Origin of the sequence: Actinotignum timonense, from assembly GCF_900155575.1 — a bacterium.
GTDB lineage: Bacteria > Actinomycetota > Actinomycetes > Actinomycetales > Actinomycetaceae > Actinotignum > Actinotignum timonense.
The window spans coordinates 83,851-108,393 of sequence record NZ_LT706966.1 but is presented as its reverse complement, the minus strand read 5'-3'; the positions used below and the strand labels follow the sequence as shown (position 1 = coordinate 108,393).

Annotated in this window: 21 protein-coding genes and 4 tRNA genes; 16 read left to right on the top strand and 9 right to left on the bottom strand. The window is 61.9% G+C overall.

Features of this window, described 5'->3' with window-relative positions; all coding sequences use genetic code 11:
* Positions 1 to 168: 168 nt before the first annotated feature.
* The 4 genes from CZ322_RS00480 to CZ322_RS00465 all read right to left on the bottom strand — a co-directional run bounded on the left by CZ322_RS00480 (position 169) and on the right by CZ322_RS00465 (position 2,108).
* Positions 169 to 1,359 carry an NAD-dependent formate dehydrogenase gene (locus CZ322_RS00480; RefSeq protein WP_026428718.1) on the bottom strand — a complete coding sequence of 397 codons (1,191 nt, stop codon included), beginning with the start codon at positions 1,357 to 1,359 and terminating at the stop codon, positions 169 to 171.
* Positions 1,360 to 1,821: 462 nt separating this feature from the next.
* Positions 1,822 to 1,897, bottom strand: a tRNA-Phe gene (locus tag CZ322_RS00475).
* A 39-nt stretch (positions 1,898 to 1,936) separates the two neighbouring features.
* Positions 1,937 to 2,010 (bottom strand) — tRNA-Asp (locus tag CZ322_RS00470).
* 25 nt (positions 2,011 to 2,035) lie between these two features.
* Positions 2,036 to 2,108, bottom strand: a tRNA-Glu gene (locus CZ322_RS00465).
* A 271-nt stretch (positions 2,109 to 2,379) separates the two neighbouring features.
* On the opposite strand from CZ322_RS00465, the gene CZ322_RS00460 reads away from it, so the two are divergent.
* The 4 genes from CZ322_RS00460 to CZ322_RS00445 all read left to right on the top strand — a co-directional run bounded on the left by CZ322_RS00460 (position 2,380) and on the right by CZ322_RS00445 (position 6,699).
* Complete coding sequence (locus CZ322_RS00460) at positions 2,380 to 4,434, top strand: mechanosensitive ion channel domain-containing protein (RefSeq protein WP_087069766.1); 2,055 nt, start codon at positions 2,380 to 2,382, stop codon at positions 4,432 to 4,434.
* Positions 4,406 to 4,822 (top strand): peptide-methionine (R)-S-oxide reductase MsrB, encoded by a 417-nt coding sequence (gene msrB, locus CZ322_RS00455; protein WP_087069765.1) that lies wholly within the window; start codon positions 4,406 to 4,408, stop codon positions 4,820 to 4,822. The genes CZ322_RS00460 and msrB overlap by 29 nt, the downstream gene beginning before the upstream one ends.
* Before the next feature lie 87 nt (positions 4,823 to 4,909).
* Positions 4,910 to 5,707, top strand: a complete 798-nt coding sequence (locus CZ322_RS00450; RefSeq protein ID WP_143231791.1) for an endonuclease/exonuclease/phosphatase family protein — start codon at positions 4,910 to 4,912, stop codon at positions 5,705 to 5,707.
* Positions 5,708 to 5,772: 65 nt separating this feature from the next.
* The gene (locus tag CZ322_RS00445; protein WP_087069764.1) at positions 5,773 to 6,699 is read left to right on the top strand and encodes an AEC family transporter; all 927 of its coding nucleotides are present in this window, start codon (positions 5,773 to 5,775) and stop codon (positions 6,697 to 6,699) included.
* A gap of 62 nt (positions 6,700 to 6,761) precedes the next feature.
* Here the strand turns inward: CZ322_RS00445 and CZ322_RS00440 are convergent, their stop codons facing one another.
* Complete coding sequence (locus tag CZ322_RS00440; protein ID WP_234984394.1) at positions 6,762 to 8,273, bottom strand: AI-2E family transporter; 1,512 nt, start codon at positions 8,271 to 8,273, stop codon at positions 6,762 to 6,764.
* A 135-nt stretch (positions 8,274 to 8,408) separates the two neighbouring features.
* On the bottom strand, positions 8,409 to 9,116 hold the full coding sequence (locus CZ322_RS00435) for a hypothetical protein (RefSeq protein WP_087069762.1): 708 nt from the start codon (positions 9,114 to 9,116) through the stop codon (positions 8,409 to 8,411).
* 106 nt (positions 9,117 to 9,222) lie between these two features.
* Between CZ322_RS00435 and CZ322_RS00430 the strand changes: the two genes are divergently transcribed.
* The 4 genes from CZ322_RS00430 to CZ322_RS00415 are packed head-to-tail and all read left to right on the top strand — an operon-like array spanning position 9,223 to position 11,767.
* Positions 9,223 to 9,537, top strand: a complete 315-nt coding sequence (locus tag CZ322_RS00430) for a DMT family transporter (protein WP_087069761.1) — start codon at positions 9,223 to 9,225, stop codon at positions 9,535 to 9,537.
* Positions 9,537 to 9,905, top strand: coding sequence for a DMT family transporter (locus tag CZ322_RS00425; RefSeq protein ID WP_087069760.1), 369 nt, complete (start codon positions 9,537 to 9,539; stop codon positions 9,903 to 9,905). Before CZ322_RS00430 ends, CZ322_RS00425 begins: the two co-directional genes overlap by 1 nt.
* A 49-nt stretch (positions 9,906 to 9,954) precedes the next feature.
* Entirely contained in the window at positions 9,955 to 10,662 is a 708-nt protein-coding gene (locus CZ322_RS00420) for a hypothetical protein (RefSeq protein WP_159454959.1), read from the top strand.
* Positions 10,640 to 11,767, top strand: coding sequence for an XRE family transcriptional regulator (locus tag CZ322_RS00415; protein ID WP_087069758.1), 1,128 nt, complete (start codon positions 10,640 to 10,642; stop codon positions 11,765 to 11,767). Before CZ322_RS00420 ends, CZ322_RS00415 begins: the two co-directional genes overlap by 23 nt.
* On the opposite strand, the gene CZ322_RS00410 is transcribed toward CZ322_RS00415, so the two are convergent.
* Positions 11,762 to 11,838: transfer RNA gene (locus tag CZ322_RS00410), tRNA-Lys, on the bottom strand. The two genes, CZ322_RS00415 and CZ322_RS00410, sit on opposite strands and share 6 nt — an antisense overlap.
* A gap of 210 nt (positions 11,839 to 12,048) precedes the next feature.
* Here CZ322_RS00410 and CZ322_RS00405 point away from each other — a divergent pair.
* From CZ322_RS00405 to pstB, 7 genes are all read left to right on the top strand, one after another.
* Entirely contained in the window at positions 12,049 to 12,675 is a 627-nt protein-coding gene (locus CZ322_RS00405; protein ID WP_087069757.1) for a hypothetical protein, read from the top strand.
* 180 nt (positions 12,676 to 12,855) lie between these two features.
* On the top strand, positions 12,856 to 16,113 hold the full coding sequence (locus CZ322_RS00400; RefSeq protein WP_087069756.1) for an RNA degradosome polyphosphate kinase: 3,258 nt from the start codon (positions 12,856 to 12,858) through the stop codon (positions 16,111 to 16,113).
* Between the two features lie 50 nt (positions 16,114 to 16,163).
* Positions 16,164 to 17,117: an NUDIX hydrolase gene (locus CZ322_RS00395; RefSeq protein WP_087069755.1), complete on the top strand. Its 954-nt coding sequence runs from the start codon at positions 16,164 to 16,166 to the stop codon at positions 17,115 to 17,117.
* Positions 17,118 to 17,293: 176 nt separating this feature from the next.
* Positions 17,294 to 18,406 carry a phosphate ABC transporter substrate-binding protein PstS gene (gene pstS, locus CZ322_RS00390; RefSeq protein ID WP_035276844.1) on the top strand — a complete coding sequence of 371 codons (1,113 nt, stop codon included), beginning with the start codon at positions 17,294 to 17,296 and terminating at the stop codon, positions 18,404 to 18,406.
* A 42-nt stretch (positions 18,407 to 18,448) separates the two neighbouring features.
* Positions 18,449 to 19,561, top strand: coding sequence for a phosphate ABC transporter permease subunit PstC (gene pstC / locus CZ322_RS00385; RefSeq protein WP_180948672.1), 1,113 nt, complete (start codon positions 18,449 to 18,451; stop codon positions 19,559 to 19,561).
* Complete coding sequence (gene pstA / locus CZ322_RS00380) at positions 19,561 to 20,730, top strand: phosphate ABC transporter permease PstA (RefSeq protein ID WP_087069754.1); 1,170 nt, start codon at positions 19,561 to 19,563, stop codon at positions 20,728 to 20,730. The genes pstC and pstA overlap by 1 nt, the downstream gene beginning before the upstream one ends.
* A 23-nt stretch (positions 20,731 to 20,753) precedes the next feature.
* The gene (gene pstB, locus CZ322_RS00375; protein WP_026428731.1) at positions 20,754 to 21,533 is read left to right on the top strand and encodes a phosphate ABC transporter ATP-binding protein PstB; all 780 of its coding nucleotides are present in this window, start codon (positions 20,754 to 20,756) and stop codon (positions 21,531 to 21,533) included.
* Positions 21,534 to 21,688: 155 nt separating this feature from the next.
* On the opposite strand, the gene CZ322_RS00370 is transcribed toward pstB, so the two are convergent.
* On the bottom strand, positions 21,689 to 22,699 hold the full coding sequence (locus CZ322_RS00370; protein ID WP_087069753.1) for an inorganic phosphate transporter: 1,011 nt from the start codon (positions 22,697 to 22,699) through the stop codon (positions 21,689 to 21,691).
* Positions 22,700 to 22,701: 2 nt separating this feature from the next.
* Positions 22,702 to 23,328 (bottom strand): DUF47 domain-containing protein, encoded by a 627-nt coding sequence (locus tag CZ322_RS00365; RefSeq protein ID WP_026428733.1) that lies wholly within the window; start codon positions 23,326 to 23,328, stop codon positions 22,702 to 22,704.
* A 219-nt stretch (positions 23,329 to 23,547) separates the two neighbouring features.
* Between CZ322_RS00365 and CZ322_RS00360 the strand changes: the two genes are divergently transcribed.
* Positions 23,548 to 24,525, top strand: coding sequence for a hypothetical protein (locus CZ322_RS00360; RefSeq protein ID WP_087069752.1), 978 nt, complete (start codon positions 23,548 to 23,550; stop codon positions 24,523 to 24,525).
* Positions 24,526 to 24,543 lie beyond the last annotated feature (18 nt).

Here is a 24,543-nt window from a genome sequence, read left to right as displayed (position 1 = left end):
GGGCACCGCGAGGTGCCCGCGCACGCCACCGCCGCGAAACATCCGCACACGACACCGGCGCCGCGGAGCGAATCGGATTCCCGAGGGAAGATCGCGGTTCGCTACGCGGCGCCGATGGAGAGTTCAGGACTTGCGAGAGCTAGAAATAGAGCGAGAACGCTCTACCTTTTACTTACCGGTGGATCCGGGGCTGGCCTTACCGTCGGTGGTGTAGGACTTCGCGCCGGTTCCGGCGAGCGCCCCACCCTGGACGATAATGTAGGAATCGCGCAGCTGGCGGCCAGCGAAGAAATCTTCGAGGATTTCGCGGGTACCGGCAGCGTAGCGAGTCTGTGCGGACAGCGAGGAACCGGAGGTGTGAGGGGTCATCGCGTTGCGCGGCATGGTGCGCCACGGGTGATCCTCGGCCGGGGGCTGCGGGTACCACACGTCCCCGCCGTAGCCGCCGAGCTGGCCGGATTCGAGGGCCTTGACAATGTCGTCGCGCACCACGATCTCCGCGCGGGCGGTATTCACAATGTAGGAACCGCGGCGCATCGAGTTGATCATCTTCTCGTCCACCATATGGTAGGTATCCGAGGTGAGCGGGGAGTGGATGGACACCACGTCCACGCTACGCATGAGGTCCTCAACGGTCTCGTGGTAGGTGGCGCCGAGTTCCTTCTCCGTCTTCGGATCGAGGCGGTACAGATCGTAGTAGTGCAGGTTCACATCGAAGGGCTTCATGCGCTTGAGCAGGGCGCGGCCGATGCGGCCGGCTGCGATAACGCCCACGTCCATGCCTTCCAGGTCATAGGACCACTTCACGGCATCGGCGATGTTCCAGCCCTTTTCGTCGGTGACGATGCGGTGGGCGGGAACGAAGTTGCGCACCAGGTTGAGGATGGTCATGGCCGCGTGCTCGGCCACCGAAATCGAGTTCGAGTAGGTGACCTCAGCAACCGTGATATTGCGCTTCATCGCTTCGGTGAGGTCCACGTGATCGGAGCCCACGCCGGCGGTGATGGCCAGCTTGAGGTTCTTGGCCTTCTCCAGGCGATCCTTGCCCAGGTAGGCGGGCCAGAACGGCTGGGAGATAACCACGTCCGCATCGGGGAGGTGCTTCTCGAATTCCGAGTTCTCGCCTTCCTTATCGGAGGTGACGATGAGTTCGTGACCGTTATCCGCGGCCCACTTCTTCAGGCCCAGGGCGCCGGAGACGCACGCCACCATCTCGCCCGGGGTGAAATCGATGCCCGACGGCGTAGGAGTGCTGGAGCCGCCCGGGTAGCAATCAATCGTGGGAATGGAATCGCGAATGTACTTGGGCGGGAAGCCGTCCACGGGATCCGGGTACAGCACCATCAGAATTTTCGCCATTAAAAATCACCTCTTTTAGTAGTGAGTCGCCGGCCACTTCGCCGGCTCGGTTAGTACTTTAGTCCCAGGCCGGTAAGGTGTGTCAAGACCCATTTTTAGGGTGTCGCTAAGTTGGCGTGCGGCGAGTGTGAAGTGGCGGAAAATCGCCGTTTGTGGTGGTGATTTGTGATCGGAATCGTCTTATTGTTTATCGAAAATAACGGATGTGGTGCGGGTGGGTGCGTGCCGTTAGTCCTAGCTTGCGGGTGCTGGTGGTTCTTGTGTGTGGCGACGACGCCGCTACCGGCCACGAGCAATCCGCCAGCGATAAGTGCTGCGACCGTGGAGGCTCCCGAGTTTGGCGGGTGTTTCAGCGGCTCGTTGGTTGCGGGAAGGCATGTGGTATCTCGAACAGGGTCACCAAAACATGGATAAGGAGGTGGTGTGAATGCGAGAAAGTCTTGTTATAGCAAAGGGGAGAGGTGGTGGCTCCGACCGGCGTCGATCCGGTGACCTTTCGATTTTCAGTCGAACGCTCTACCAACTGAGCTACAGAGCCGAAAGAGAAACACCCGGTTTCCCGGGCGTTCTTCCTTCGCGACCCCGACGGGACTTGAACCCGCGACCTCCGCCGTGACAGGGCGGCGCGCTAACCAACTGCGCTACGGGGCCATTTGCTAGGCAAATAACCATCGCGTACCCCCAACGGGATTCGAACCCGTGTTACCGGAGTGAAAGTCCGGCGTCCTAGGCCTCTAGACGATGGGGGCTCAAGAACGTTGTTCTCAAAGCGTCCCCGCTGAGGGAACGGGTATAAGCTTACGTAGGATTCCAGGTCTTAGCAAATTGAACGAGGGTGTTCTCGATCACCAAGCGAGTTTTCCGCGGTAATCCGCGCCTTTCAGGGAGGTGACCACGCTGCGCGAGGGCGGCGTCGTACCAGATAGGAGCCTTGTGAGCGCTTCCCGGCGGTCTCACGCCGGAGGCGAAAGGAGTTCGACGCCGCTTTTTCTGTCGTAGCCACCTACTAGGCTTTCAGACATGAACGCATCGGTACTCGCGGTGGCCCCGGCCGCCTGGAAAGCTCTCTCGCTCGCGCCTTGGCTGCGGGCGGAAAGTGAGGCGCCCACGCCGGAACCCACCCCCACCTCGGATCTGCATGAAGTTGCCGAACAGGCCGTGGCTGCCACGGTTGATATCGCGCAGCTGCTCGGGGTGTGCCTGCTGGGTGCCCTCATCGGCTGGGTGATCGCCGTGGTTATCGTGGCGGTGGTCAAGGCCGGTTTCCGGCGCCATACCGGGCTTATCGATGTGGTGCGCGGCATTCAGGTGCCCGCGCAATTCACGCTCGCGGTGGTGGGCGCGCGCTTCGGGCTGTTCTCCTATATGGAGAATTTCCCGGAACAGGATCGGCCTAATTGGTCACCCGTGCTCAAACACCTGCTGCTGCTCCTCATTATCGCGGGTCTGACCTGGCTGCTTGTCGGCGTGGTGAACGGGGCAGCACGCTCCTACCTCAAATTCGTGGAGCGGGTAGCGGAAACGCGCTATCGGCGGGTGCAAACCCAGCTTCAGATTCTGCGGCGCCTGGCGGTAGCCCTCATTATCGTGATCGGCCTGGCCGCCATGCTCATGACCTACCCGGGCGCAAAAGCCGCCGGCGCCTCACTTTTCGCCTCCGCGGGCGTGATCTCCCTGGTTGTTGGTATTGCTGCGCAATCCACTCTTGGCACGCTGTTCGCCGGGTTGCAGCTGGCTTTCTCTGATTCCATCCGCGTCAATGACATCGTCATTTGGGATGGGAATATGTGCACAGTTGAGGAAATCACGCTCTCTTACGTGGTCCTCAAAGTCTGGGACGGCCGGCGCCTCATCGTGCCCTCTAACAAACTCACCTCCACCACGTTCGAAAACTGGAGCCGCCGTGATCTAGACATTATGGGATCGGTGGTCCTCCAACTGGACTGGAGCGCACCCATCGCGGAACTACGTGCCGAACTTGACCGCATCCTCGCCAATACTGACCTCTGGGATGGTGATACCGGCATCCTCGTGGTAGGGGATGCCTCCAGCCCCAACGGCCTACAAGTCTCCGCGATAGTCTCCGCTTCCTCACCCGGCGAACTCACCGACCTGCGTAACCACGTGCGCGAAAAGCTCATCGTGTGGTTGCAGAACAACGCCCCGGATGCCTTCCCGCACACCCGTTTTTATAACGACGACGCAGCCTCGTCCGCCCCCGGCATCCTTGCCGCGGAAAGCGACTCGGAGCAGCAGGGAACTGGCTCGGAGCAGGCAGGAAGCGATGCGGCTGGTGAATCAGGCGAAGCCGAGGGGGAGCCTGAGGAATCCAAGAAATCGGTGGCCGGGAACTCTGGTGACCGTGCCGAATCTGAGGAGCTCGCGCAGTCCGAGGCACACGCGAAATCTGAGAAGCGCACGAAATCTGAGAAGCGTACGAAATCTGAGAAGCGTACGAAAACTGAAAAGCCGGCCAAGCCCGCGGCTCGCCCAGTCACCCGCACCTCCATCGGTGCTCAAGAACAAACCGAACCGGATACCACTTTCGACCCGCAGGACTACCAAGAAACCCGCATTCTCTCCGCATCTGATATTGAAGCGGCGGTGCGCCCGGAGCGGGTGCCGGTAGCCAGGCGGCCCGAAAGCCCGGCCGGTGGGGAAGGCCCGGCCACCCGCATCCGGGAAGGCCACGAAGCCTCGCTGTTCACCGGATCCATCCAAGCCGAAAAACGCGGCCAAGAATTCTCCGGCCCGGGTGCCGACGTCCTGGCAGAACGCGAACATAATGCTGCGCGCCGCACCGGCCAGCAAGAACCCGTCCACGAAGCTGGCAAAGTCCCCTCAGAATCATCGGCGCCTCCCACTGCCGTCTTCCCGGCGGTAGCTGGAGAAACAACCGAAGCTGACACCGCCAAGCAAGCTGGTACTGCCAAGCAAGCTGGTACAGCCAAGCAAGCTGGCGCACCTAAGCAAAGCGAGACCGCAAAGCAGCCTAAAGCAGCTAAACAAAGCAGCGACAATGAGGAAACTGAAGAAAGGAAAAGTCATGGCACAGATGCTCCCGCAAAGCGATGAAGAATGGGCCCGGGTCCTCACCCCGGCCGAATTTACGGTCCTGCGTCAAGCTGGAACCGAAGCGCCCTTCACCGGCGAACTCCTGAATGAAAACCGCGAAGGTATCTACCGGTGCCGGGCCTGCGGGGCAGAACTCTTCCGCTCTACCACCAAATTCGATGCCGGATGCGGCTGGCCCAGCTTCTATGATCCCTCCCGCACCGATGCCGTGCGCACAGATGTCGATTACAAACTTGGCTACCCCCGCACCGAAGTCCGGTGCGCCACCTGCGATTCCCATCTCGGGCACGTCTTCCCCGACGCACCCCACACACCCACCGGCCAGCGCTACTGCATGAACTCCGTCGCGCTCACCTTCGAACCCGCAAACACGTCCACAACCGCATAGATTCGGTAGAATCACCCGTGTTGCACACCGCGCCTAGGGGAGCTCCCCGAGTGGCGGTGTCCACCGGGTCGCGACAAAGGAGAAACCATGCCGAGCCTTCATGTCATGTCCGCCAACCTCCAACAAGGTAAGCCCTCACGGCGCCCGCGCCCGGGCACGGACAAAGTGACATGGCAGCGGGAATCCATCAGCAAAGCCATCCGGCTCATCACCGCCGCCGGCCCGGAACTCCTCGCCCTCCAAGAAGTCAAAGTCACCACCGCCGGCGGAGACCTCTACGCGCCCCTCCTCGCCGCCGGCAACTACCACGAAGCCATCTTCGCGCCCACCAAAAATGAGCGCGGCCGCCTCCGTGCCACCAAAAAAGGAGAAGCGCGCGGGGTCGGCACCGCGCTCCTCTCCGTCTACCCCATCGGCGCTCGCGAGGTCATCAACCTCCCCGTCCACCAGCAAGAAACATGGCTGAAAACCCTGCGGACGAATATCGGGATCGGTGAAATTCCCCGGGTTGCGATCCTCGCCGAAATCAAGGTGGCGCCAGGGCACTCCGTCGTCGTCGCTGCAACGCACCTCACGTACACGTACCGCCTCAACGTTACGCAACTACGCACCGTAACCGGAGCCCTCGCCGGATTCGCCCAGCGTTACGGGCTAGAGAAAGCCCCGCGGCTCATCATCGGGGACCTCAATATCCGCGGCTGTGAAGTGCCTCTGGCGGCCACCGGATTCGAAGCTGCCGCCGAAGCCCTCACCTACCCCTCCGATGAGCCAGAAAGCCAAATCGACCATATCCTCGGAACCGGGGTTGAGGTGCGCGCCGCGGAAAACCTCTTCCTGCCGCTCTCCGACCATCGCGCCCTACGCGCTACTGCAGTCTGGAAATAGGGCCACACCTCCACGCTCGAGACGCACCCTCGCGCCTGGAAAACTCTGTCTACACTAGTGCTGTTATGGCCTCAGTACTGCTCAACTTTTGGGTGATTATCGCGATTATGCTCGTCGGCTACCTCGTCGCGCGCTGCAAAATCGTACCCCCGGGAAGCGACCGCACCCTCACCCAGCTGGTCTTCTACACCACGCTGCCAGCCCTCATGTTCACCACCCTCGCCAACTCCAACCCGGCATCCTTCTTCGGGGTGAACGGGCTCGCCAATATCATCTCCTCGGTAGGAACCGGACTCATCTACACAGCCCTGGCCGCCACCGTACTCAAAAGCCGCGGCACCGAACTCACCGTGGGCGCGCTCGTTGCCTGCTACACCAATATCGGCAACTTGGGCGTGGCCTTCCTCGTGGCCATCACCGGCGACCCCACCCCCGCCGCACCCATCCTGCTCTTCCAAATCCTCGTGATGGTGCCGGTCTTCTTCTCCATCCTCGATAACCAAACCGGCAAGAAAACCGAAGGGCTGTGGCGCACCATCCTCTCCCGCCTCAAAAACCCGCTGCTCATCGCGGTCTTCGCCGGGCTCATGGTTGCCCTCCTCAAGATCCCCATCCCGGAACTCATCTCCGCGCCTCTCGAAAAAATGGCAGGCGCGAACGTGCCCATTATTCTGCTGGCGATGGGAATGTCCTTGCGCGGCGCGCGCCTACCCCGCTTCGGGCGTGAAAGCGCACCCCTCATGCTCGGCATCTTCTGCCGGTTAGTCCTCGGGCCGCTTATTGCTTTCGGGGCCGGCTACCTCCTGGGCGCGCGCGGCGAAGCCCTCATGGCCATCGCCATCATCGGGGCATTCCCCACCGCGAACAATGTGTTCGTTTACGCGCATCGCTACCGCTCTGGCGTCACCATGGCCCGCGACGCCGTCATCATCACCACCGTCGGCTCACTCCTCGTCATCCTCCTCATCACCGTCATCGCCCAAACGGTATAGGAGCGGCTTCGGTATGAGGCCGCCCGTGCTTGTGGACTACGCTGGGTGTGAGCTCCGAGCTACTACCCCTTGACCGGGTTGTAATCCGGGCCGGGTTCCTCCCCGTCCACCTCGAAATTCGGCTGGTCGAAAGCATAATCCGGTTCCGGAGCTGCGGGCGTGGGGGAATTAATATCCGCGTTATCGACCACGCGTTCCTCCCCACCCAAGGTGTGCGACGCCGCCCTCGCCGTGACCGGCGAGGGAGATTCCTCAGCGCGGGTATTGAGCTCCTTCGCGTTGTATTCGAGCAGCTGCTTGGCCACCGCAGTCCCCGCCAAATCGCGCAGATCCAATTCGGGAAGTTCCGTGAGCGGCTTATCCGGGGTGCGGCGCAGCACCTTAAACACTTCCCACACAATCGAAATCAGCGGAATCACAATAATTGCGCCCAGCAGCCCGGCCACAAACGTACCGGCCGTCACGCCCACCGCAATCACCACCGGGTGGAGCGAGACCTGATGCCCCATAATGAGCGGCTGGAGCACATGCCCCTCGAACTGGCCGATCAGCGCCACGCCCACCAGCACCACCAGTGAAATAACCACGCCCTTCGTGGCCAGAGCCACCAGCGCCGCAATAATCATGGCCGCAGGGGCACCGAACAGCGGAATAAAGGCGCCGATAACCACGAGCGTTGCCAGGGGAGCGGCCAGCGGCACCCCGCACGCCACCAGCAGAATCGCGGCCATCACGCCATCGCATAGCGCAATAAGGATGGTGCCGCGCGCGTAACCGGAGAAGCTGTACCACCCGGCAGTGGCCGCCGCGTGAGTGCGCCGCCGCGCCCGATCCGGGAGCACATTAATAAACCACAGCCACATATTTTTCCCGGCTGCCAAGAAGAAAATCGAGCAGAAAAGCGCCAGCGCGATCAACGTGAAAGCCAAAGCCACCGTGCCGGCCTGCGAAAGCGCCGTCGACGCAATATTTCCCGCGTTATTCTGCAAGTACGTAGCCGCACGTTCAATACCCTCGTTCAGGCCCTCGCGCAACTCATCGACCGTAATATTAATCGGAATCGGCCCGTTCGCAATCCAATTAAAAATGCCATCCAGACCGCGTTGCATCTGCTCGGACAGGCTCGACCACTGATTCGCCACCGAATCAATAATCCAATAAATAATCCCGCCCAGCGCCGCGAACAGGCCCAGCAGCGCTAGCGCCGTCGCCAACGCCCGCGGCATAATCCGATCCAAAATATTAACAATCGGATGCAGCAGCGACGTCATCACCAGGCCGAGGAACACCGCCACCAGCACCCACTGCACCGATGCCGCCATGTGGAAAATACCCCAAATGGCAATAACCACGCCGATGAGGAGCCAGGCGCTCACGCCCCACGTCACCAGAACCGGCTGCACCCCGGCCGGATGAATCTCCACAACGGTGCGCTGCGAACGCCCGCCGCTATCAGCCGGGTCCTTCGCGTAACGCTCCACGGCCTCTTCGGCCACGCGCTCAATCTGTTCGCGCCGCGACACCGCCGAGCGAATCCGATCCATCAGGGAGGGTGACTTCTTTGATTCCTTCACAAGCTTTAGCTTACTGAAGAACAGCCCGCGCCGGGCACGTTACGGCGCGGGCGTTAGTGCGCGGGTGCGTTACGATGCAGGGGCGTGCCGGGCGCGCTGCGCGCGGTGGTACGACGATGCCGCCTCCCCGCCGCACTACTCATTTGGCCGCAGCAGGTCAATTTCGCTTTCCAGCCACTCGGCGAGCTCACCGGCGGCAATATGCGCATCGATCTCCACCTGCTCATCGGGCTCCTCGATGCCGACGAGGAAAGCCTCCCCGCATTCCCCGAAGGGCACCGCGATGACCTCGCCATCCTCGCTGCCCGCCCACCAAAACTCGGGGCTGTAGCCGGCGGCGGCCAGAGTCTCCCACACCACCCGGGCGCGCTCCTCATATTCGGGAGTGAAACGCCCCACCGGCGTGCTCCACGCATCGGGCAAACCGTCCGGAATACGCGGGAACACCGCCGCCGGATCGCGCCCCTCAAGGATCTCGGCAGGCACAATACGCGGAGTATCCCGTTCGCTCACCCGCCCGGGTGTCACCGGAGTGAGCTCCAGCTGGCCGTCGGTGAGATCACCGGCCTGGAAGCGAGCGGTCCCCAAGGCCACCACCTGCCCGGCCAGCGCAGCAACATCAACCTCGCCCTCGCCCAGCTCGGAAAGAAGCGCCGTGACCCCGGTGGCGGAAGCGCCCGCCGGGGTGGCGGACAGCACGAGGGCGGCGTCGTCGGAAAGAATACGGCGCTGCTCCGAGCCGTTCGCGTGAGTGATCGCAACAAGGCAAAAACCCTGCTCGGAAGGGGTGATATCGAGCGCGGCAACGGGCCGGCCGGAAACGGTGAGTGAGGTGATATTCATGCTTCGAGGATACTCCCCGGCGCCCGTGCTAACCTGGGCCCGGGCGCACCAACCGCCGCGGACGAGGGAGCCGTACCCGCCCAGCGCAAAGACGGCCGCAATTCTTATGGCGTGGATTATTTTGCTCCTTTCCGGAGCACTCGAAACCGTATGGGCGGCAGCCCTCGAAAAATCCGAACATTTTTCCAAGCGCGGGCCAGTCGCGATCTTTCTCCTGGCACAAACACTCTCCCTGCTCGGCCTGGCCTGGGCCATGCGCGACATCCCCACCGGCACGGCCTACGCGGTGTGGGTGGGCGTGGGCGCGAGCCTCACGCTGGTCTACGGCTGGCTGAGCGGCCAAGAAAGCACCTCGCGCGCTCGCGTGCTGCTGCTTATTGTGCTCGTCGCTTCGGTGGTGGGACTCAAGGTGGTGAGCTAATGGCCTGGGCGATTCTGGTGGGTTCCGGTATTTTCGAGGCAATATGGGCGACGGCGCTCGGCGATTCGCGCGGGCTCAGCCGCCCGCTGCCGGCGCTCGTGTTCGGCGTGGCGCTCATTGTATCCATGTGGGGGCTTTCCCGGGCGCTGCGCGAAATTCCGCTCGGCACGGCTTACGCGGTATGGACGGGGACCGGCGCGGTGCTCACCGTAGCAATCGCGGCCGTGCGAGGAGTGGAGGAACTCAGCGTGCCCAAAGCGGTGTTCCTGTGCGGGGTCGTCGGCGCGGTGATCGGGCTGCGGGTGGTGGAGCGGCGGGAAGAGCGTGGCGGTAAGAGGCCGGAAAGCCGCTGTTCTACTTCGAAATAGAATCTAGTCCCAGTGTTACTTTCCTGCTTATAATATAAGCATTGGGGGTGTGAGCATGAACGCTGACGATATGTGGGAACTGGGTAACCGCACAGAAAATGAGGTAGGGGCAGTCCTGTTCAACTACCTATCGCTGGCTATTAGTAAGGCTGACCACGCCACTAAAGATTTTCCCGCTGAAGATTACGGTTGGCACCGGTCAATGACCGTTCGGGCTCATTTGGGGCTCGGTCTAGATCAAGGCGGTTTGCCGGGTGGGTACATCGTCGGCGGCAATCGTAGCAGAATGGGGCAGCTCATTATCCTGAACCACGAGCAAAACGTTCGTATTCGTATCCTCAAGGAGCGCTGGGATTATCCGGGCGGTATCCCTATTGCCGGCTATAACCGGGCGCGGCGCGATTATTATGAGGTAAATAGCGAGACGCTCAACCGCCAGCTGGCCTTGCCTGTCGTTGATCCGCAGGCGAAGGATATGGAGATAACGAGCGATACTCTCAACCTCATTATGGGCTGGAATTTCAAGGATCCTGAGAATATGGATCAAGGATTTACGGCGCGGCTGGTGGCTCCGCTGGAAGCAGGAGAATACGGTAAGCCTGTCAAGTCCCTCTTTTCCATAGATATCCGTCCGGACACAAGTATTGCGTACAATGACTTAGTTTTCGCGCAGGGGGACAGTATTCCGAATTGGTTCAATCCCGTGGGCTGGGAGGAAGAGAACGAGGCAAGCGATGGAAGGGCCAGTCTTTTATAGCGAGCGTTTGGAGCTCCTCAAAGATCTTGAAGCTCTCACCCAAACTGAGCTTGCGGAAGCCTTGGGGGTGCGGCAGTCCTTTATTTCGCAGATCGTCAATCAAACTCGCCCGTTTCCGGACGGTCTTGCCGCGCGAGCCAGCAGCGTCTTCAAATACCCCCTCACTTTTTTCAGCGTGCCACCCACGGCATTCGATACCGCCGTGGCAACTTTCCGCAAAAAGAGTGCGGCGCCGGCGCGGGCAGAACGGCAGGTGGTCCAGAGCGTCCGCGAAGCCAGCAGGGCATGGAACTACACGTCGAAAGCTTCCGGATTCCGGGAATTTCCGGCTACTTTGAGGGCTAAACATTTCGCGACCCCGGAGGATGCGGCTTCTCACACGCGGAAAATATCGGGGCTGCCGGCAGATGCGCCTATCCGAAATATGACTCAATTCGCGGAAAACCTCGGCATCGGAGTTGTGCTCAACCTGATGGGTCCGCAGAAAACCCCGGGGCATCTGGGCGCAAGCATTCCAATGCGGGAGAATTCCCGCCCGCTCATTGCGTTGACCGGCCCAACGGAAGGCGGCCGAACTCGCCTCACCATTGCGCACGAATTGGGGCACCTCCTTTTCGACGCCGATCTGCGAGTGCCTATCAGGGGTACCCGTTCCCCGGAAGAAAACCGGGCCTTTGATTTTGCTGGCGCGCTCTTAGTTCCGGAAAAAGTGATGCGCGAGCGGATCGATGAGCACACAACCATGCGCGGATTCTTGGAGGTCAAAGCCGATTACGGGATAAGCGTGGCGGCGCTTATTGTGCGCGCCGAACGCCTCGCTATCATCAGCGCCGACCGCGCCCGCAGCCTGCATATCCAATTGTCCTCGCTCGGGTGGAAAAAATCGGAGCCGGTCCGCATCGAGGTGGAAAAGCCGTCGCTCTTCGGGCAAGCGGCCGCGCGAGTGTGGGGGAGTCGCTCCCTGGCGTTCAAAATGTCCCAAACTCTTGGGATCCCCGCGAAAGCTATCGATATGTGGCTCGGGGATTCGAGTACGGCAGAAGCGCAGGTGGAAAAGAGCGCGATGGATAACGTGGTGTCCCTCGACGAGCGAAGAAAATGGTAGGCCCCGTGGGATTCGAACCCACAACCCTTGGATTAAAAGTCCAGTGCTCTGACCGTTGGAGCTAGAGGCCCATGAAGTAGTGTAGCGCGCTTTGGCCCGCTGGTAAAAAATCGGGCGGAATCTGTGTGGAAAACCGCACTTGCGCGCTGTCGCTCATCCCGCAACTCCTTTACGTAATCGGCGGAAAACAGCTCAAAGCCGCACTAAGGCCCGCCCTGAGGTGCGACAATAGAAGGGTGAGCGAGCGCACTGGCGCGCCCCGAGCGAGTGGAGAAAAAATTATGGCTAGTAGTTTTCGCCGTCCGGCCCAGATGAAACCGGACCAGCTCGAGTCCATCGAAGGTGAAGCGGACGTCGCCTACCACAGCGAGCTCGCCCACACCGCGGCCCAGGCCCTCCTGCCCGGCGCCGGTTACCACACCGAGGACCCAGAGGTGCGCGCTCGCGTGCTGGACCTTGTCGCCACCGAAGGCATCGACGTCATCGCCGAAGCCTGGGCGCGCTCCCCGGAAAGCACCCTGCCTGGAATGCTGTGGCGCGGCTACTTGCTGCGCGAATGGTTGCGGCGTTTCCCGAACGACGCCGCCGCGCGGCTCACCGCCGCGCGGGAAAAACTCGGCTCCCAGGGAGCTGACGGCGCGGAGAAACTGGAGAAAACCCCCACTCTCGGGGAAGTGCAATCCAGTTGGGATGAGGTGTTCGCCGGTTCCTTCAGCGGGGACTTCGCGGAGGTGCTAGCCAGCTCGGCCCGCCTGTGTGACACTCTCGCCGAAGTGGATCCGCTTTGGATTCCCAGTGATGAGCACCCGCTGGCCACGCCGGTCACGCGCCGCGATGCGGCGCTGCTGGAAACGGCGCGGGAATTCCGCGCTGCCGGGGCTCGGGCGGTGCGCGGCACGCTTTCGTAGCGGTTTCGTAGCGGAGCGGGGCCGTTCCTGGAGGAGCGCCGGCCTGCTCGGAAATTCACGGTATCGGGGAGGATGCCCCTGGCGAAGGGGAGCTGCGCCGTCGTTCGTTTGCTTGGACGTAACTTTTCTGTCGTAGTCATCGACTACGGTTAAGAGGTAGCAGGAAAAAGGAGCCCTCCTATGAGTATCGTTGCCGGAACACCGCAGCCGGATCAGGCCGCGCTTTTTAACCAGCTCGCCCAAGAATGCTTCGCGGCGGATGGCGTCGCGCCGTTCAGTGAGCAAACGCTTCTGGATATTGCCGCGGGCGCGGAAAGTTCGCGGGTGTGGACTCTCGGGGATCCCGTGGTTGGGGTGGCTCATTCCGGGCGTACCGGGGATCTGGAATTGGCGGTGCGTCCGGAAGCCCGCGGCAAGGGCGCCGGTACGGAATTGCTGCGCACCGTTCTGGATGCGGGGGAAACCGCAGTATGGGCGCACGGGGATTTGCCGGCCGCCCAGGAACTCGCGGCATCATCCCAGCTCTACCCAGGGCGCACCCTCCTCGTGTTGGAGCGCCCGGTTACGGAAGAAAATCCTGCCCCGGCCCTGTGGACTCTGCCGGGAATCGTGCTGGCGCCGGTGGATCCGGCCGCGGATCTGGAGGATATTGCGCGTCTCAACGCGGAAGCTTTCGCGGATCTGCCCGATCAGGGCCAGCTCACCGCGGAGGATCTGCGCGAACGCATGGAAGCGCCCTGGTTCACTCCGGAACTTCTGGTAACCGCGCGCTGCCAAGGTGAACTCGTTGGCTTTGTGTGGCTCAAGCCGAATGTGCTCGGGGGTGCCACGGCTGGGCCCGGCGCGGCCAGCGAACCCGGTGCAGCCGAAGTGAACGCGGCCAGTGATCCCGGCGCAGCTAGCGAACCGAGCGAAGCGAATGTGTTGGAACTTTACGTGCTCGCGGTGGCCCCGGAACACCGCGGCAAGGGCATCGGGAAACTGCTGACGGCCTGGGCGCTTGTCACCACCGGCTCGCGGGGTTTCTCGCGCTGCATCCTCTATGTTGATGCCGCGAATTCCGCCGCGGTGCATGTCTACGGGAAGGCCGGTTTCACGCAGGCCGAACGGCATGTCCGCTATGAACTGCAACCCGAACCGGCCGTTTCGGCTACCCGCGCCCGCCTGGCGGCCCGGGAGGGCGCCAGTGCCGTGGAGCCCACCCCGCATGAAACTTTCCTCCAGGCGGTGCGGCTCGGTTCGCCGGTCTCCACCAAATCCCTCACGGATATGGCCAAGGAATCGCGCAAACTCGCCAAGCGTTCCGCGAAAGCACCGGAAGAATCCCAGCTTCCCGAAGGGCGCTTCGCGGATCGGGAACTCTCCTGGTTGGCTTTCAATGAGCGAGTGCTGGAACAGGCGGAAGATGAAACCCTACCGCTCCTGGAACGCGCGTGGTTCCTCTCTATTTTCTCCTCGAACCTCGATGAGTTCTTCATGGTGCGGGTGGCCGGCCTCAAGCGCCGTATTGATACCGGCATCGGAGTGGTGGCGGCATCCGGCCTCACCCCGCGCCAGGTGATGAAGGGTATCGCGGAACGCACCCATGAACTCACCGCGCGCCAAGCCAAGGTCTACTCGGAAGGTATTAAGCCCAAACTGGAAGGCCAGGGCGTTTTTATCCGCCGCTGGAATGAGCTGGATGCCCAGGTGCAGCAGCGCTTCTCCAAGCTCTTCAAGGATGAGATTTTCCCCGTCCTCACCCCGCTTGCCGTGGATCCCTCCCATCCCTTCCCCTATATTTCAGGGCTTTCCCTCAACCTCGCCGTGGTCCTCAAGGACCGGCGTGGTTCCTCCGCCTTCGCGCGGGTGAAAGTGCCGGATCTGCTCCCGCGATTCCTCATGATCGGGGAAGACGGCACCGCCTACAGCCCGGAAAACGTTCCGGTGGAAGCCGGCAGCGATATTGAATTCCTGCCCCTGGAGGAACTCATCGGGCACCACCTGGGTGAACTCTTCCCCGGGATGGATGTGCAAAGCTACGCCACTTTCCGCGTCACCCGCAATGAAGACCTGGAAGTCGAAGAAGACGACGCAGAAAACCTGCTCACCGCCCTGGAACGCGAACTGCTTCGGCGGCGCTTCGGGCCGGTGGTGCGCCTGGAAGTAGATGAGGATATGGATGATGCCACCCTCAGCTTCCTTCAGAAGGAAATGAGCGTGAGCCCTTCGGATACCTACCGGCTGCCCGCGCCTCTTGACCTGCAATCCCTCGAGCAACTCCACGATCTGGACCGGCCCGGGCTCAAATACCCCAAGTATGTGCCCGTCACGCCCACCGGGCTCACGGATGCCGAATCAGCCAAACCGGCTGATTTCTTCGCGAAGCTGCGCGATCATGATGTGCTGCTCCACCACCCCTACGAATCCTTCTCCACCTCGGTGCAGCAATTCATCGCCCAGGCGGCTGCGGATCCGCAGGTCCTCGCCATCAAACAAACCCTCTACCGCACCTCGGGGGATTCCCCCATCGTGAACTCGCTTATCCGGGCGGCCCGGGCCGGCAAACAGGTCCTCGCCATCGTGGAAATCAAGGCGCGTTTCGATGAGCAGCGCAATATCGAATGGGCGCGCAAACTCGAGCGGGCCGGGGTACATGTGGTCTACGGAATGATCGGGCTGAAAACCCACTGCAAGCTCGCGCTGGTGGTCCGCCAAGAATCCGACGGCCTGCGCCGCTACTGCCACGTGGGCACCGGCAACTACAACCCGAAAACCGCCCGCGGCTATGAAGACCTGGGCCTGCTCACCTCCAACCGGGATGTGGGCCAGGATCTCACCCGGCTCTTTAACCAGCTCTCTGGCTACTCTCGGCAGGAACGCTTCCACCGGCTCCTCGTGGCGCCCACCGGCATCCGCTCCGGACTCATCGACCGGATCGAACGCGAAATTGAAAACAAGAACGCTGGCAAACCCGCCTGGGTGAAATTCAAAGTCAATTCCATCGTGGACGAAGCCACCATCGACGCCCTCTACCGGGCCAGCCAAGCCGGCGTGAAAGTCAGCATCCAGGTGCGCGGTATTTGCGCCCTACGCGCCGGCATCCCCGGGCTTTCCGATAACATCAAAGCTCGTTCCATCTTGGGTCGCTACCTCGAACACTCGCGTATCTACGCTTTTTGTAACGACGGCGACGCAGATGTCTTCATCGGCTCTGCCGATCTCATGCATCGCAACCTGGATCGGCGCATCGAAGCCCTCATCAAGATCACGGACCCGGATATGGTGGACCGCCTGGTGGAACTGGTGGATGTGGCCACCGCGGATACCACCAGCTCGTGGCACCTCGGTCCGGACGGGTGGGTGCGCCACAACCTCAGCCCCAAGGGCCGCCCGCTCGTCGATATCCAGGAGCTGCTCATGAAACAAGCACGCTCCCGCGTGGCAGGAGGGGACTAGGCAAACCGGGGCCAGCACATATCCGTACCAACTATGCCGAAGGGGGAGTGATGAGCAGCGTTCATGCTGCGGGCGCCGTTGTGTGGCGCAAAAAAGGTGGCGAATTCCAGGTGCTACTCGTACGCCGGGATAGCTACAAAGACTGGTCCTTCCCCAAGGGTAAATACAAGCCCGGCGAAGGCCCACGCATGGCAGCTGTGCGGGAAGTTTACGAAGAAACCGGTGAGCATATCGCCCTGCAGCGCCCCCTGCCCTCCATCGGTTACACCCTCTCCTCGGGTAAGAAAAAACGAGTTTTTTACTGGGTGGCCCGCCCGCTTACCCAGCGCTCGCGGCCGGTTGCCGCCCGTCCGGAATTCCCCACAGCACACCCCGGGGAAATCACCCGGTCGCGCTGGATGAACGCAGAAACCGCCCTCGAAAAACTCAGCTATAAAGACGAACGCAGCATGCTCAAACGCGTCCTGAAATATTGGGAACGCGGGGAACTCGCCACCCGTGCGGTGTTGCTAGTTCGCCACGCCCGCGCTCAAAAACGTTCGGCGTGGAACGGAAGTGAAAAAACCCGGCCCCTCACCCCGCACGGTGCCTCCCGGGCTCGCACCATCAGCTCGGTGTTCAGCGTCTACGGCGTGGACCGCCTCGTATCTTCCCCCTGGCAGCGCTGCACCGCCACCATCGCTCCCTACGCACAGGCTTCCGGAGTCTCTCTCACCTGCGTCGCTGCCCTCACCGAACACTCCCACGCGAAGAACCCCGCCGGAGTACGTAAAACTATCGAGGCGGTTCTGACCGATGCCGGAGCTCCCACGGCGGTCAGCTTGCATCGCCCCACCTTGGGTACCGTTATCGACGTCGTTAAAAAACACGGCGGCCACCACGTAAAAGAAAAGCTCCCCGACGACGACCCCTACCTCAAAACCGGAGAAATCCTCGTCGTCCACATGAAAGGCGACCACGCGGTGGATGTCGAACGCTTCCGCCCCGTCCACACTGAACCCTAGCGGCCCGTGCCCAACGGCCGCGTGCCTAGCGGCCGCATCCTGTGAGACATGCTACAAGCCCGTTAACCTTCTGTTTACCTCCGGTGTGGGCGACCGTAACCCTCGCTTCCTAGGCTCGAACCAGCGAGCGCCGAAACGGGCGTTCCTGAACACGCAAGGATTAAACAGTGAAGACCATGAAGATCTCGGCACTTGCTGGTGCCACCGCTCTTGCTCTGACCCTTTCCGCCTGTGGTGGGGACGCAACGACTTCTGCCACCACCGAAGCTGCCAAGGGTGACGCCACCACCCAGGCCGCGGACAGCGGCTCGAACCTCTCGGGCACCATCTCCGGCTCCGGTGCTTCCTCGCAGCAGAAGGCCCAGCAGGCCTGGCGCGATAACTTCACCATCGCGAACTCGGGCGTGACCGTGAACTACGAGCCCACCGGCTCCGGCACCGGCCGCCAGCAGTTCCTCTCCGGCCAGGTGCAGTACGCCGGCACGGACTCGGCCCTCAAGTCGGAAGAACTCGCCCAGGTTTCCAATACCTGCAAGACCGACGTTGCCGTGGAACTGCCCGTCTACATTTCCCCCATTGCGATCGCCGTGAACCTCGAAGGTGTCAAGGAGCTCAAGCTCGACGCTCCCACCATCGCGAAGATCTTCTCCGGCCAGATCGAAAAGTGGAACGACCCGGCCATTGCCGCCACCAACTCCGGCGTCAAGCTCCCGGACGAAACCATCATCCCGATCCACCGCGCGGAGAAGTCCGGCACCACCGGTAACTTCCAGTCCTACCTGGAAGAAGCCGCCCCCGAGGTCTGGACCTACGGCTCGGAAGAAACCTGGCCGATCCAGGGCGGTCAGTCCGCCGAATCCACCTCCGGTGTGGTTCAGCTGGCCCTCTCCACCCCGAACTCCATCATCTACGCCGACTACTCCCAGATCGAAACCCTCACCCCGGTGAAGGTCAAGGTTGGCGATGAGTTCATCGGCCCCGAACCGGAAGCCGCCGCCCGCGTGGTGGATGACTCCCCGGCCGCCGAAGGTGCCACGGACACCCTTCTCAACAAGGACCTCAAGCGTGACGGCTCCGTCAAGGGTGCCTACCCGGTCGTCATGCTCTCCTACCTCATCGGCTGCCAGGAATACAAGGATGCCTCCACCGGTGAACTGGTCAAGGCCTTCTTCACCTACGTCGTCTCCGAAGAAGGCCAGAAGGCCGCCTTCGCGGCCAACGGTGGTAACGCTCCGATCTCGGACACCCTGCGCAAGCAGGCCATGGCCGTCATCGATACCATCAAGTAAACCAGCGGTTAGACAACCGAATACCCCTATCTGAAAGTCGATATGACTGAACGAGATAACGCAGCCGGGGAGGTTCTTGAGCGTACCGCTCAGGAAACCTCCCCGGAGGTGGGTCAGACTGCAGTGCCGGCCCGCCCGACCAAACGCGCGCGTCGCCGCGTTGCAGACACTACCTTCAACGGTCTAGCCATCGGAGCTGGAGCATTCATCATCCTCATCCTGGGCGCCGTTTTCATCTTCCTGCTCCTCGAGTCATATCCGGCATTCATTGCCGGTAAGGAAGAAATCTCCGGGACAGCAGATTTCACGAAGGGCATGGGCTTCTGGCAGTACGCCGGGGCAGCGCTCTTCGGGACCGTGCTCTCCGCACTCCTGGCCCTGGCCCTTGCCGTACCCTTCGCGGTAGCGATTGCGCTGTTCATCTCGCATTTCGCGCACCGGCGTTTCGCCTCCGTCCTCGGCTACATTATTGACCTGCTCGCGGCCATCCCCTCCGTGGTCTTCGGCCTGTGGGGTATTCGCACCCTCGAACCGATTGTGCGCCCCGTTTTCGAATGGGTCTCCAATGTGCTCACCCCGCCGCTCCAGTGGTGGGTGGATCACGTTCCGTTCATGGGTGAAGAAGGCGGACTGGCCCAATTCGATTGGTGGCCCCTCCAGCCCAGCCTGGTGGCCTTCACGCCGCCGGCCCGAAACATCATGATGGGCGGCCTGGTGCTGGCCATTATGATCCTGCCGATTATCACCTCGCTGTGCCGCGAAGTATTCCTCCAGACCCCGAAGCTGCTGGAAGAAGCAGCCCTCGGCCTGGGCGCCACCCGCTGGGAAATGATCAAGATGACCGTGCTCCCGGTGGGCCGTTCCGGTATCGTCTCCGCGGCCATGCTGGGCCTGGGGCGCGCCCTGGGCGAAACGATGGCACTGCTCATGGTGCTCTCGGCCGGCCTGCAGGTGAACTTCAACCTCTTCTCCCCGGGGCAGCACTCCACCATCGCCTCGCAGATCGCCCTGAACTTCCCTGAAGCTCATCCCGGTCTGCAGCGCCAGGTCCTTATCGGTATCGGCCTCATGCTCTTTGCCCTGACCTTCGTGGTCAATTGGTTGGCGCGGCGCGTTCTGGCCCGGTACGCAGAATTCTCAGGAGCGAATGCCTAATGAGTACTGACGTAACACAGACCCCCGCCAGCCAGCCCGACGGCGGCGCGCACGCGCTGCCCGGTAGCGGCACGCTACCCGGCGGCAACGGCGGAAACGCCCGCGCCGGCAGCACGGACACCGTCACCGAAGGCACCCCGATCTTCGCCTCTGAATACGGCCGCCTGCCCAAGTTCTTCAACTGGGCCGTGCTCGTGGTGTGCATGCTGGCCTCCTGGCTGCTCTTCCACTTCGGCTTCAAAGCGGACTCGCTTTTCGGCGCGGTCCTGGTGGGCTTGCTCGTCTTCTTCCTCGTGATCCGGATCGTCGGATACGCGGTAGAAGGCCCGCGCCGCGGCGCCAACCGCATGGCCACCGTGCTTATCACCAGCGCTTTCGTGCTCGCGGTACTCCCGCTGCTCTCGCTGCTCTACACCGTGATCGTGGAAGCCCTCCCGATCCTCAGCTACTCGTTCCTCAATAACTCAACCCTCGGCATGTCCCTGCCCGGCGCTCAGCCTGGCCTCGGCCACGCCATCGTAGGTACGCTCATTATCACCGGCATCACGGCGCTCATCGCCATCCCGCTCGGTATTCTGACGGCCATCTACCTGGTGGAATACAACAGGGGTGGCTGGTTCGGGCGCTCGGTGACCTTCCTGGTCGATATTATGACGGGCATTCCCTCCATCGTGGCCGGCCTCTTCGCCGCCGCGATTGTCCCGGTGCTCGCCCCCGCGCTCGGGTTCCGCAATGGCATCATGGGCGCCGTCGCCCTTGTTGTTCTTATGACGCCGATCGTGGTTCGCAATACCGAAGAAATGCTGCGCATCGTCTCCAATGAATTGCGCGAAGCTTCCTACGCGCTCGGCGTGACGAAGTCCCGCACTATCATCAAGGTGGTGCTGCGGACCGCGCTGCCGGGTATCGTTTCCGGTTGCGTGATCGCCATCGCCCGCGTGATCGGCGAATCGGCCCCGCTGATGATTACCGCCTCCGTCTCGGATACGTTCAACTACTCCTTGTTCAACGGCCCGATGATGACGCTCCCGGTGTTCGTCTACTCGCAGTTCAAGGCCAATAACCTCGACCTGGCCTGGGGCGGCGCGCTCGTCTTGGTGTTTATCGTGCTGGTATTCAACTTGCTGGCGCGCTTGATTGCTCATATCTTCGCCCCGAAGGGCCGCTAACGCGGCAGCCGAAAGGAAAAACAGTGCCTCAGGGAATTAGTGTTCGTAACGAGAACATTTACTACGGTGATTTCCTCGCCGTGGAGAACGTCAATGTGGATATCAAACCGAATTCGGTGACCGCGCTCATCGGCCCGTCCGGGTGCGGCAAATCCACGTTCCTGCGTTCCCTCAACCGTATGCATGAAGTGATCGACGGTGCCTACGTGACCGGCGATGTCTTCATCGACGGCAATAATATTTACGGCCCCGGGGTGGACCCGGTGACCGTCCGCCAGCACGTGGGCATGGTCTTCCAGCGTGCGAACCCGTTCCCCACCATGTCGATTCGCGACAATGTGCTGGCGGGGATGCGGCTCAATTCGCAAAAGATCAAGAAGTCCGACGCGGAGGAAATCGTGGAGCGCTCGCTGCGCGGCTCCAACCTCTGGGAGGAAGTGAAGGATCGCCTCGATAAGCCGGGTTCCTCGCTTTCCGGCGGCCAGCAGCAGCGCCTGTGCATCGCCCGCGCTATCGCGGTCAAGCCCGAGGTGCTCCTCATGGACGAGCCGTGTTCGGCCCTCGACCCGATCTCCACCCTCGCGATTGAGGACCTCATGAACAGCCTCAAAGAGGAATACACGATCGTGATCGTGACGCACAATATGCAACAGGCGGCGCGCGTTTCCGAAATGACCGGCTTCTTCAATATCGCCGGCACCGGCAAGCCCGGCCACCTCGTGGAGTTCGATCAGACGGAGAAGATTTTCTCCAACCCGACCCACAAGGAAACCGAAGATTACGTCTCCGGGCGCTTCGGCTAAACCGGTTAACAGCTCCGCTGTTTACCTTGCGAACTGTGCCGCGCGGGAACCATCTCGCGCGGCACAGTTGTGTTGTGGATGCTATATGAGTACGACGACGCCGCACCGGCCCGCCGCCGCATTTCGAAGCAGCGTGCGGGTAGCGGGTAATCGGCTTAGATAAGAACCAGGCGCAGCAGCCAGGTGGCCACCGCTGCCAGGGCGCCGGCCGCCGGGATCGTGAGGATCCAGGCGGTGGCAATATTGCCGGCCACGGACCAGCGCACCGCCGAACGCCGCTTCGTGGCCCCGACCCCCATGATCGCGCAGGTGATGGTATGCGTTGTCGAAATCGGGGCGGCCCACACAAACGCCGTCGTATAAAGAACACTCGCGGCCACGCTTTCCGCAACGAAACCGCGGGCCGGATCCAAATCAATAATCTTTGAGCCGAGCGTTTTCATAATGCGGAAGCCACCGGTCGCGGTTCCCAAAGAAATCGCGGCGGCCGCGGCCAGTTTCACCCAGGTGGGGATGCCGTCTTCAAGATTGTGGAAACCGCCGGCGGTGAGGGCCAGCACGATCACACCCATGGTTTTCTGGGCGTCCTGGAGGCCGTGCCCGAGGGCCACCATCGCGGCGGAAACCGTCTGAGCGTAGCGGAAACGGTGCATGGTGGTGTGGTAGGGCGCCTCGGTGAGCAGGCGCAATACCACTTTCATAATGAGGTAGGCGAGCAGGAAACCAACCGCGGGGGAAACAACCATCGGCACCACCACGCGGTCGAAAATAACCGCCCAGTGCACGGTGGCCAGCGAAGCGATACCCGCCCCGGCCAGCCCGCCGATCAGCGCGTGCGAAGAAGACGAGGGCAGCCCGCGCCACCAGGTAATAAGATTCCAGCCAATCGCGCCGGCCAGCCCGCCGAGCACCAGGGTGAGGCCGGTTATTTTTTTCAGCTCGGTAATATCAACAATGCCCGAGCCGATTGTTTCGGCCACTTTCGTGCCGAGCATCGCGCCGAGGAAGTTCATGACGGCCGCCATCGCGAGGGCCACCCCGGGGGTTAACGCGCGGGTGGCTACCGAGGTGGCGATGGCATTTGCGGCGTCGTGAAAACCGTTAGTGAAGTCAAAAATGAGGCTAATGACGACGACGGTGCCCACCAAAAAGAGCAACTCGGACAAAATCAGGACTCCTTGAGGGCAATGCGCTCGACCACGGCGGCGAGCGTCTCGAAAGCATCGACGGTGTCCTCGAGGGTGTCCACAACCAGTTTGACCCGCAGCAATTCAATGGCGTCGGTGGCGTTTTCAAAAAGCGCGGCGAGGGTGGAACGGTAGAGGGAATCGCCCTTGTTTTCCAGCTGGTTAATTTCCACCCAGTATTCGCGGGTATCCGGGGAGGTGGGGTTGAAATGTGCGAGGATATCCGAGGAAAGCCGAGCGCAGCTCTTGAGAATATCCACCACCGTGGGCACGCTATCGGGGAGGGTGAGGGGGCGCATAAAGGCCACGTTTTCCCCGACCTCGTCCATGAGGTCCACACAATTATCAACCGCGGTGGTCAGGGCATAAAGATCCTCCCTGTCGAAAGGGAGGACAAAAGACCTATTTACCACTTTGAGGAGCGCGTGATTTGACTCATCTGCATTGTTTTCGATGGTATGCAACTGCTGCTGCAACTCCGCGCGCTCATGAACCGGTGCGGTCATCAGCTGCGCGAGGCCCGCGGCGGCGATAGGAAGATGCGCCGCCTGGGCGCCAATTAGGTCGAAAACCCGCGTGGAACGCGAGAATTTAGAGAATAACCCCACGTGAATTCCTCGTTTCGGGGACATGAACAATCGATGAACGACTCTCCTCAAGGATAGTTCATTACGGGGCGAAACGTGTATGACAGCGCGGTGAGATCGGGCAAGCGCGCGGCGGCGCGGCGCGGGCGGTGAGGCGTGCGCGGCGGCGGTGNTCCAGCGTCTGAGCGATTGCCCGGAAGCGGAGCCGAAGCCCACAACGCCCGAAGCTCAGCCAGAATCGTGATACCCAGCCCGCTGCTGCGCTGGCCCGGCGCGGTTCCCGGGGAGGGGGAAGCGGCCGGGGTGGCTGCCTTCTACACCAATCCCTATGTGGAACAGCGCGAGCTGGAAGCCGGGCGCGGCTTCGTGGATCTCTCGCATTGGCGGGTGCTGCGCGGCGAGCACGGCGCACCTCACGCGCGCGAAGTGCTGGAATGCGACGCCGCGGGCCGGATTCTCAGTGCCCTACTACGCTGCCCGGGCAGCGGCGCGGATATTTTCTTGAGCCCGCCGGGCGGGCCTGATTGTGGTATGTGCCCGGCCAACTACATCGCTATAGGTACGACGACGCAAGGAGCCGCGCGCCTCCGTGCGGCCATGCAGGGCCAGGCGGGGCTATCCGCCATTTCCTGGGAAGACTGGTGGCCGGGCAGCGATAGGGTGATCCTCCTGGTCGAGGATATTGAGGTGCTGGCCCGGGCCGGGCAGGCCGCCGGCATGAGTCCGGTAGGTTTATTCGCCTGGACCGCCTACCGGGTCGCCGCGCGCCGCCCGGATCCCTTCCGGGCGGCGCGCGCCCGGGCACGCCTTGCCGATATATACGGACCTGCGGTTGTGACTCATGGTGGGATCGTGGAGAGGGGCGAAATCTCGACCGAATGCGGTGCTGCTGGGACTGCCAGCGAACGTCGGGGAGCTGAGAGGAGCCTAGCCTGCCTGTATTTGGAGGGTCCGGACGAAGCTGATCTGCCCGAGGCTGGCACGCCGGTACTTGCGGAGCGATCCGACGAGGCGGTTGTTGGCTTTGTGACCTCCACGGTGCGGCATTGGGAAGAGGGCCCCCTTGCCCTCGCCTTGATCAGGGAACCAACGGCGCTGGGGGCGGTGCGGGTAGCGGAATTCCGCTGCGGCGTCGAACCTATTCCTTTACCTGCGCACGTGCCCGTGGCGGTGACCATTCGTGAAAGCGGCGAAAAAAGTGTCGTAGGCCGTGATTAGAATGAGGGCGAGCACCAC

What these genes read in the sequence shown, in the direction of transcription:
- CZ322_RS00480 (WP_026428718.1), bottom strand. Translation starts at nt 1,359, where the DNA reads ATGGCGAAAATTCTGATGGTGCTGTACCCGGATCCCGTGGACGGCTTC.
- CZ322_RS00460 (WP_087069766.1), top strand. Translation starts at nt 2,380, where the DNA reads ATGAACGCATCGGTACTCGCGGTGGCCCCGGCCGCCTGGAAAGCTCTC.
- msrB (WP_087069765.1), top strand. Translation starts at nt 4,406, where the DNA reads ATGGCACAGATGCTCCCGCAAAGCGATGAAGAATGGGCCCGGGTCCTC.
- CZ322_RS00450 (WP_143231791.1), top strand. Translation starts at nt 4,910, where the DNA reads ATGCCGAGCCTTCATGTCATGTCCGCCAACCTCCAACAAGGTAAGCCC.
- CZ322_RS00445 (WP_087069764.1), top strand. Translation starts at nt 5,773, where the DNA reads ATGGCCTCAGTACTGCTCAACTTTTGGGTGATTATCGCGATTATGCTC.
- CZ322_RS00435 (WP_087069762.1), bottom strand. Translation starts at nt 9,116, where the DNA reads ATGAATATCACCTCACTCACCGTTTCCGGCCGGCCCGTTGCCGCGCTC.
- CZ322_RS00430 (WP_087069761.1), top strand. Translation starts at nt 9,223, where the DNA reads ATGGCGTGGATTATTTTGCTCCTTTCCGGAGCACTCGAAACCGTATGG.
- CZ322_RS00425 (WP_087069760.1), top strand. Translation starts at nt 9,537, where the DNA reads ATGGCCTGGGCGATTCTGGTGGGTTCCGGTATTTTCGAGGCAATATGG.
- CZ322_RS00415 (WP_087069758.1), top strand. Translation starts at nt 10,640, where the DNA reads ATGGAAGGGCCAGTCTTTTATAGCGAGCGTTTGGAGCTCCTCAAAGAT.
- CZ322_RS00405 (WP_087069757.1), top strand. Translation starts at nt 12,049, where the DNA reads ATGGCTAGTAGTTTTCGCCGTCCGGCCCAGATGAAACCGGACCAGCTC.
- CZ322_RS00400 (WP_087069756.1), top strand. Translation starts at nt 12,856, where the DNA reads ATGAGTATCGTTGCCGGAACACCGCAGCCGGATCAGGCCGCGCTTTTT.
- CZ322_RS00395 (WP_087069755.1), top strand. Translation starts at nt 16,164, where the DNA reads ATGAGCAGCGTTCATGCTGCGGGCGCCGTTGTGTGGCGCAAAAAAGGT.
- pstS (WP_035276844.1), top strand. Translation starts at nt 17,294, where the DNA reads ATGAAGATCTCGGCACTTGCTGGTGCCACCGCTCTTGCTCTGACCCTT.
- pstC (WP_180948672.1), top strand. Translation starts at nt 18,449, where the DNA reads ATGACTGAACGAGATAACGCAGCCGGGGAGGTTCTTGAGCGTACCGCT.
- pstA (WP_087069754.1), top strand. Translation starts at nt 19,561, where the DNA reads ATGAGTACTGACGTAACACAGACCCCCGCCAGCCAGCCCGACGGCGGC.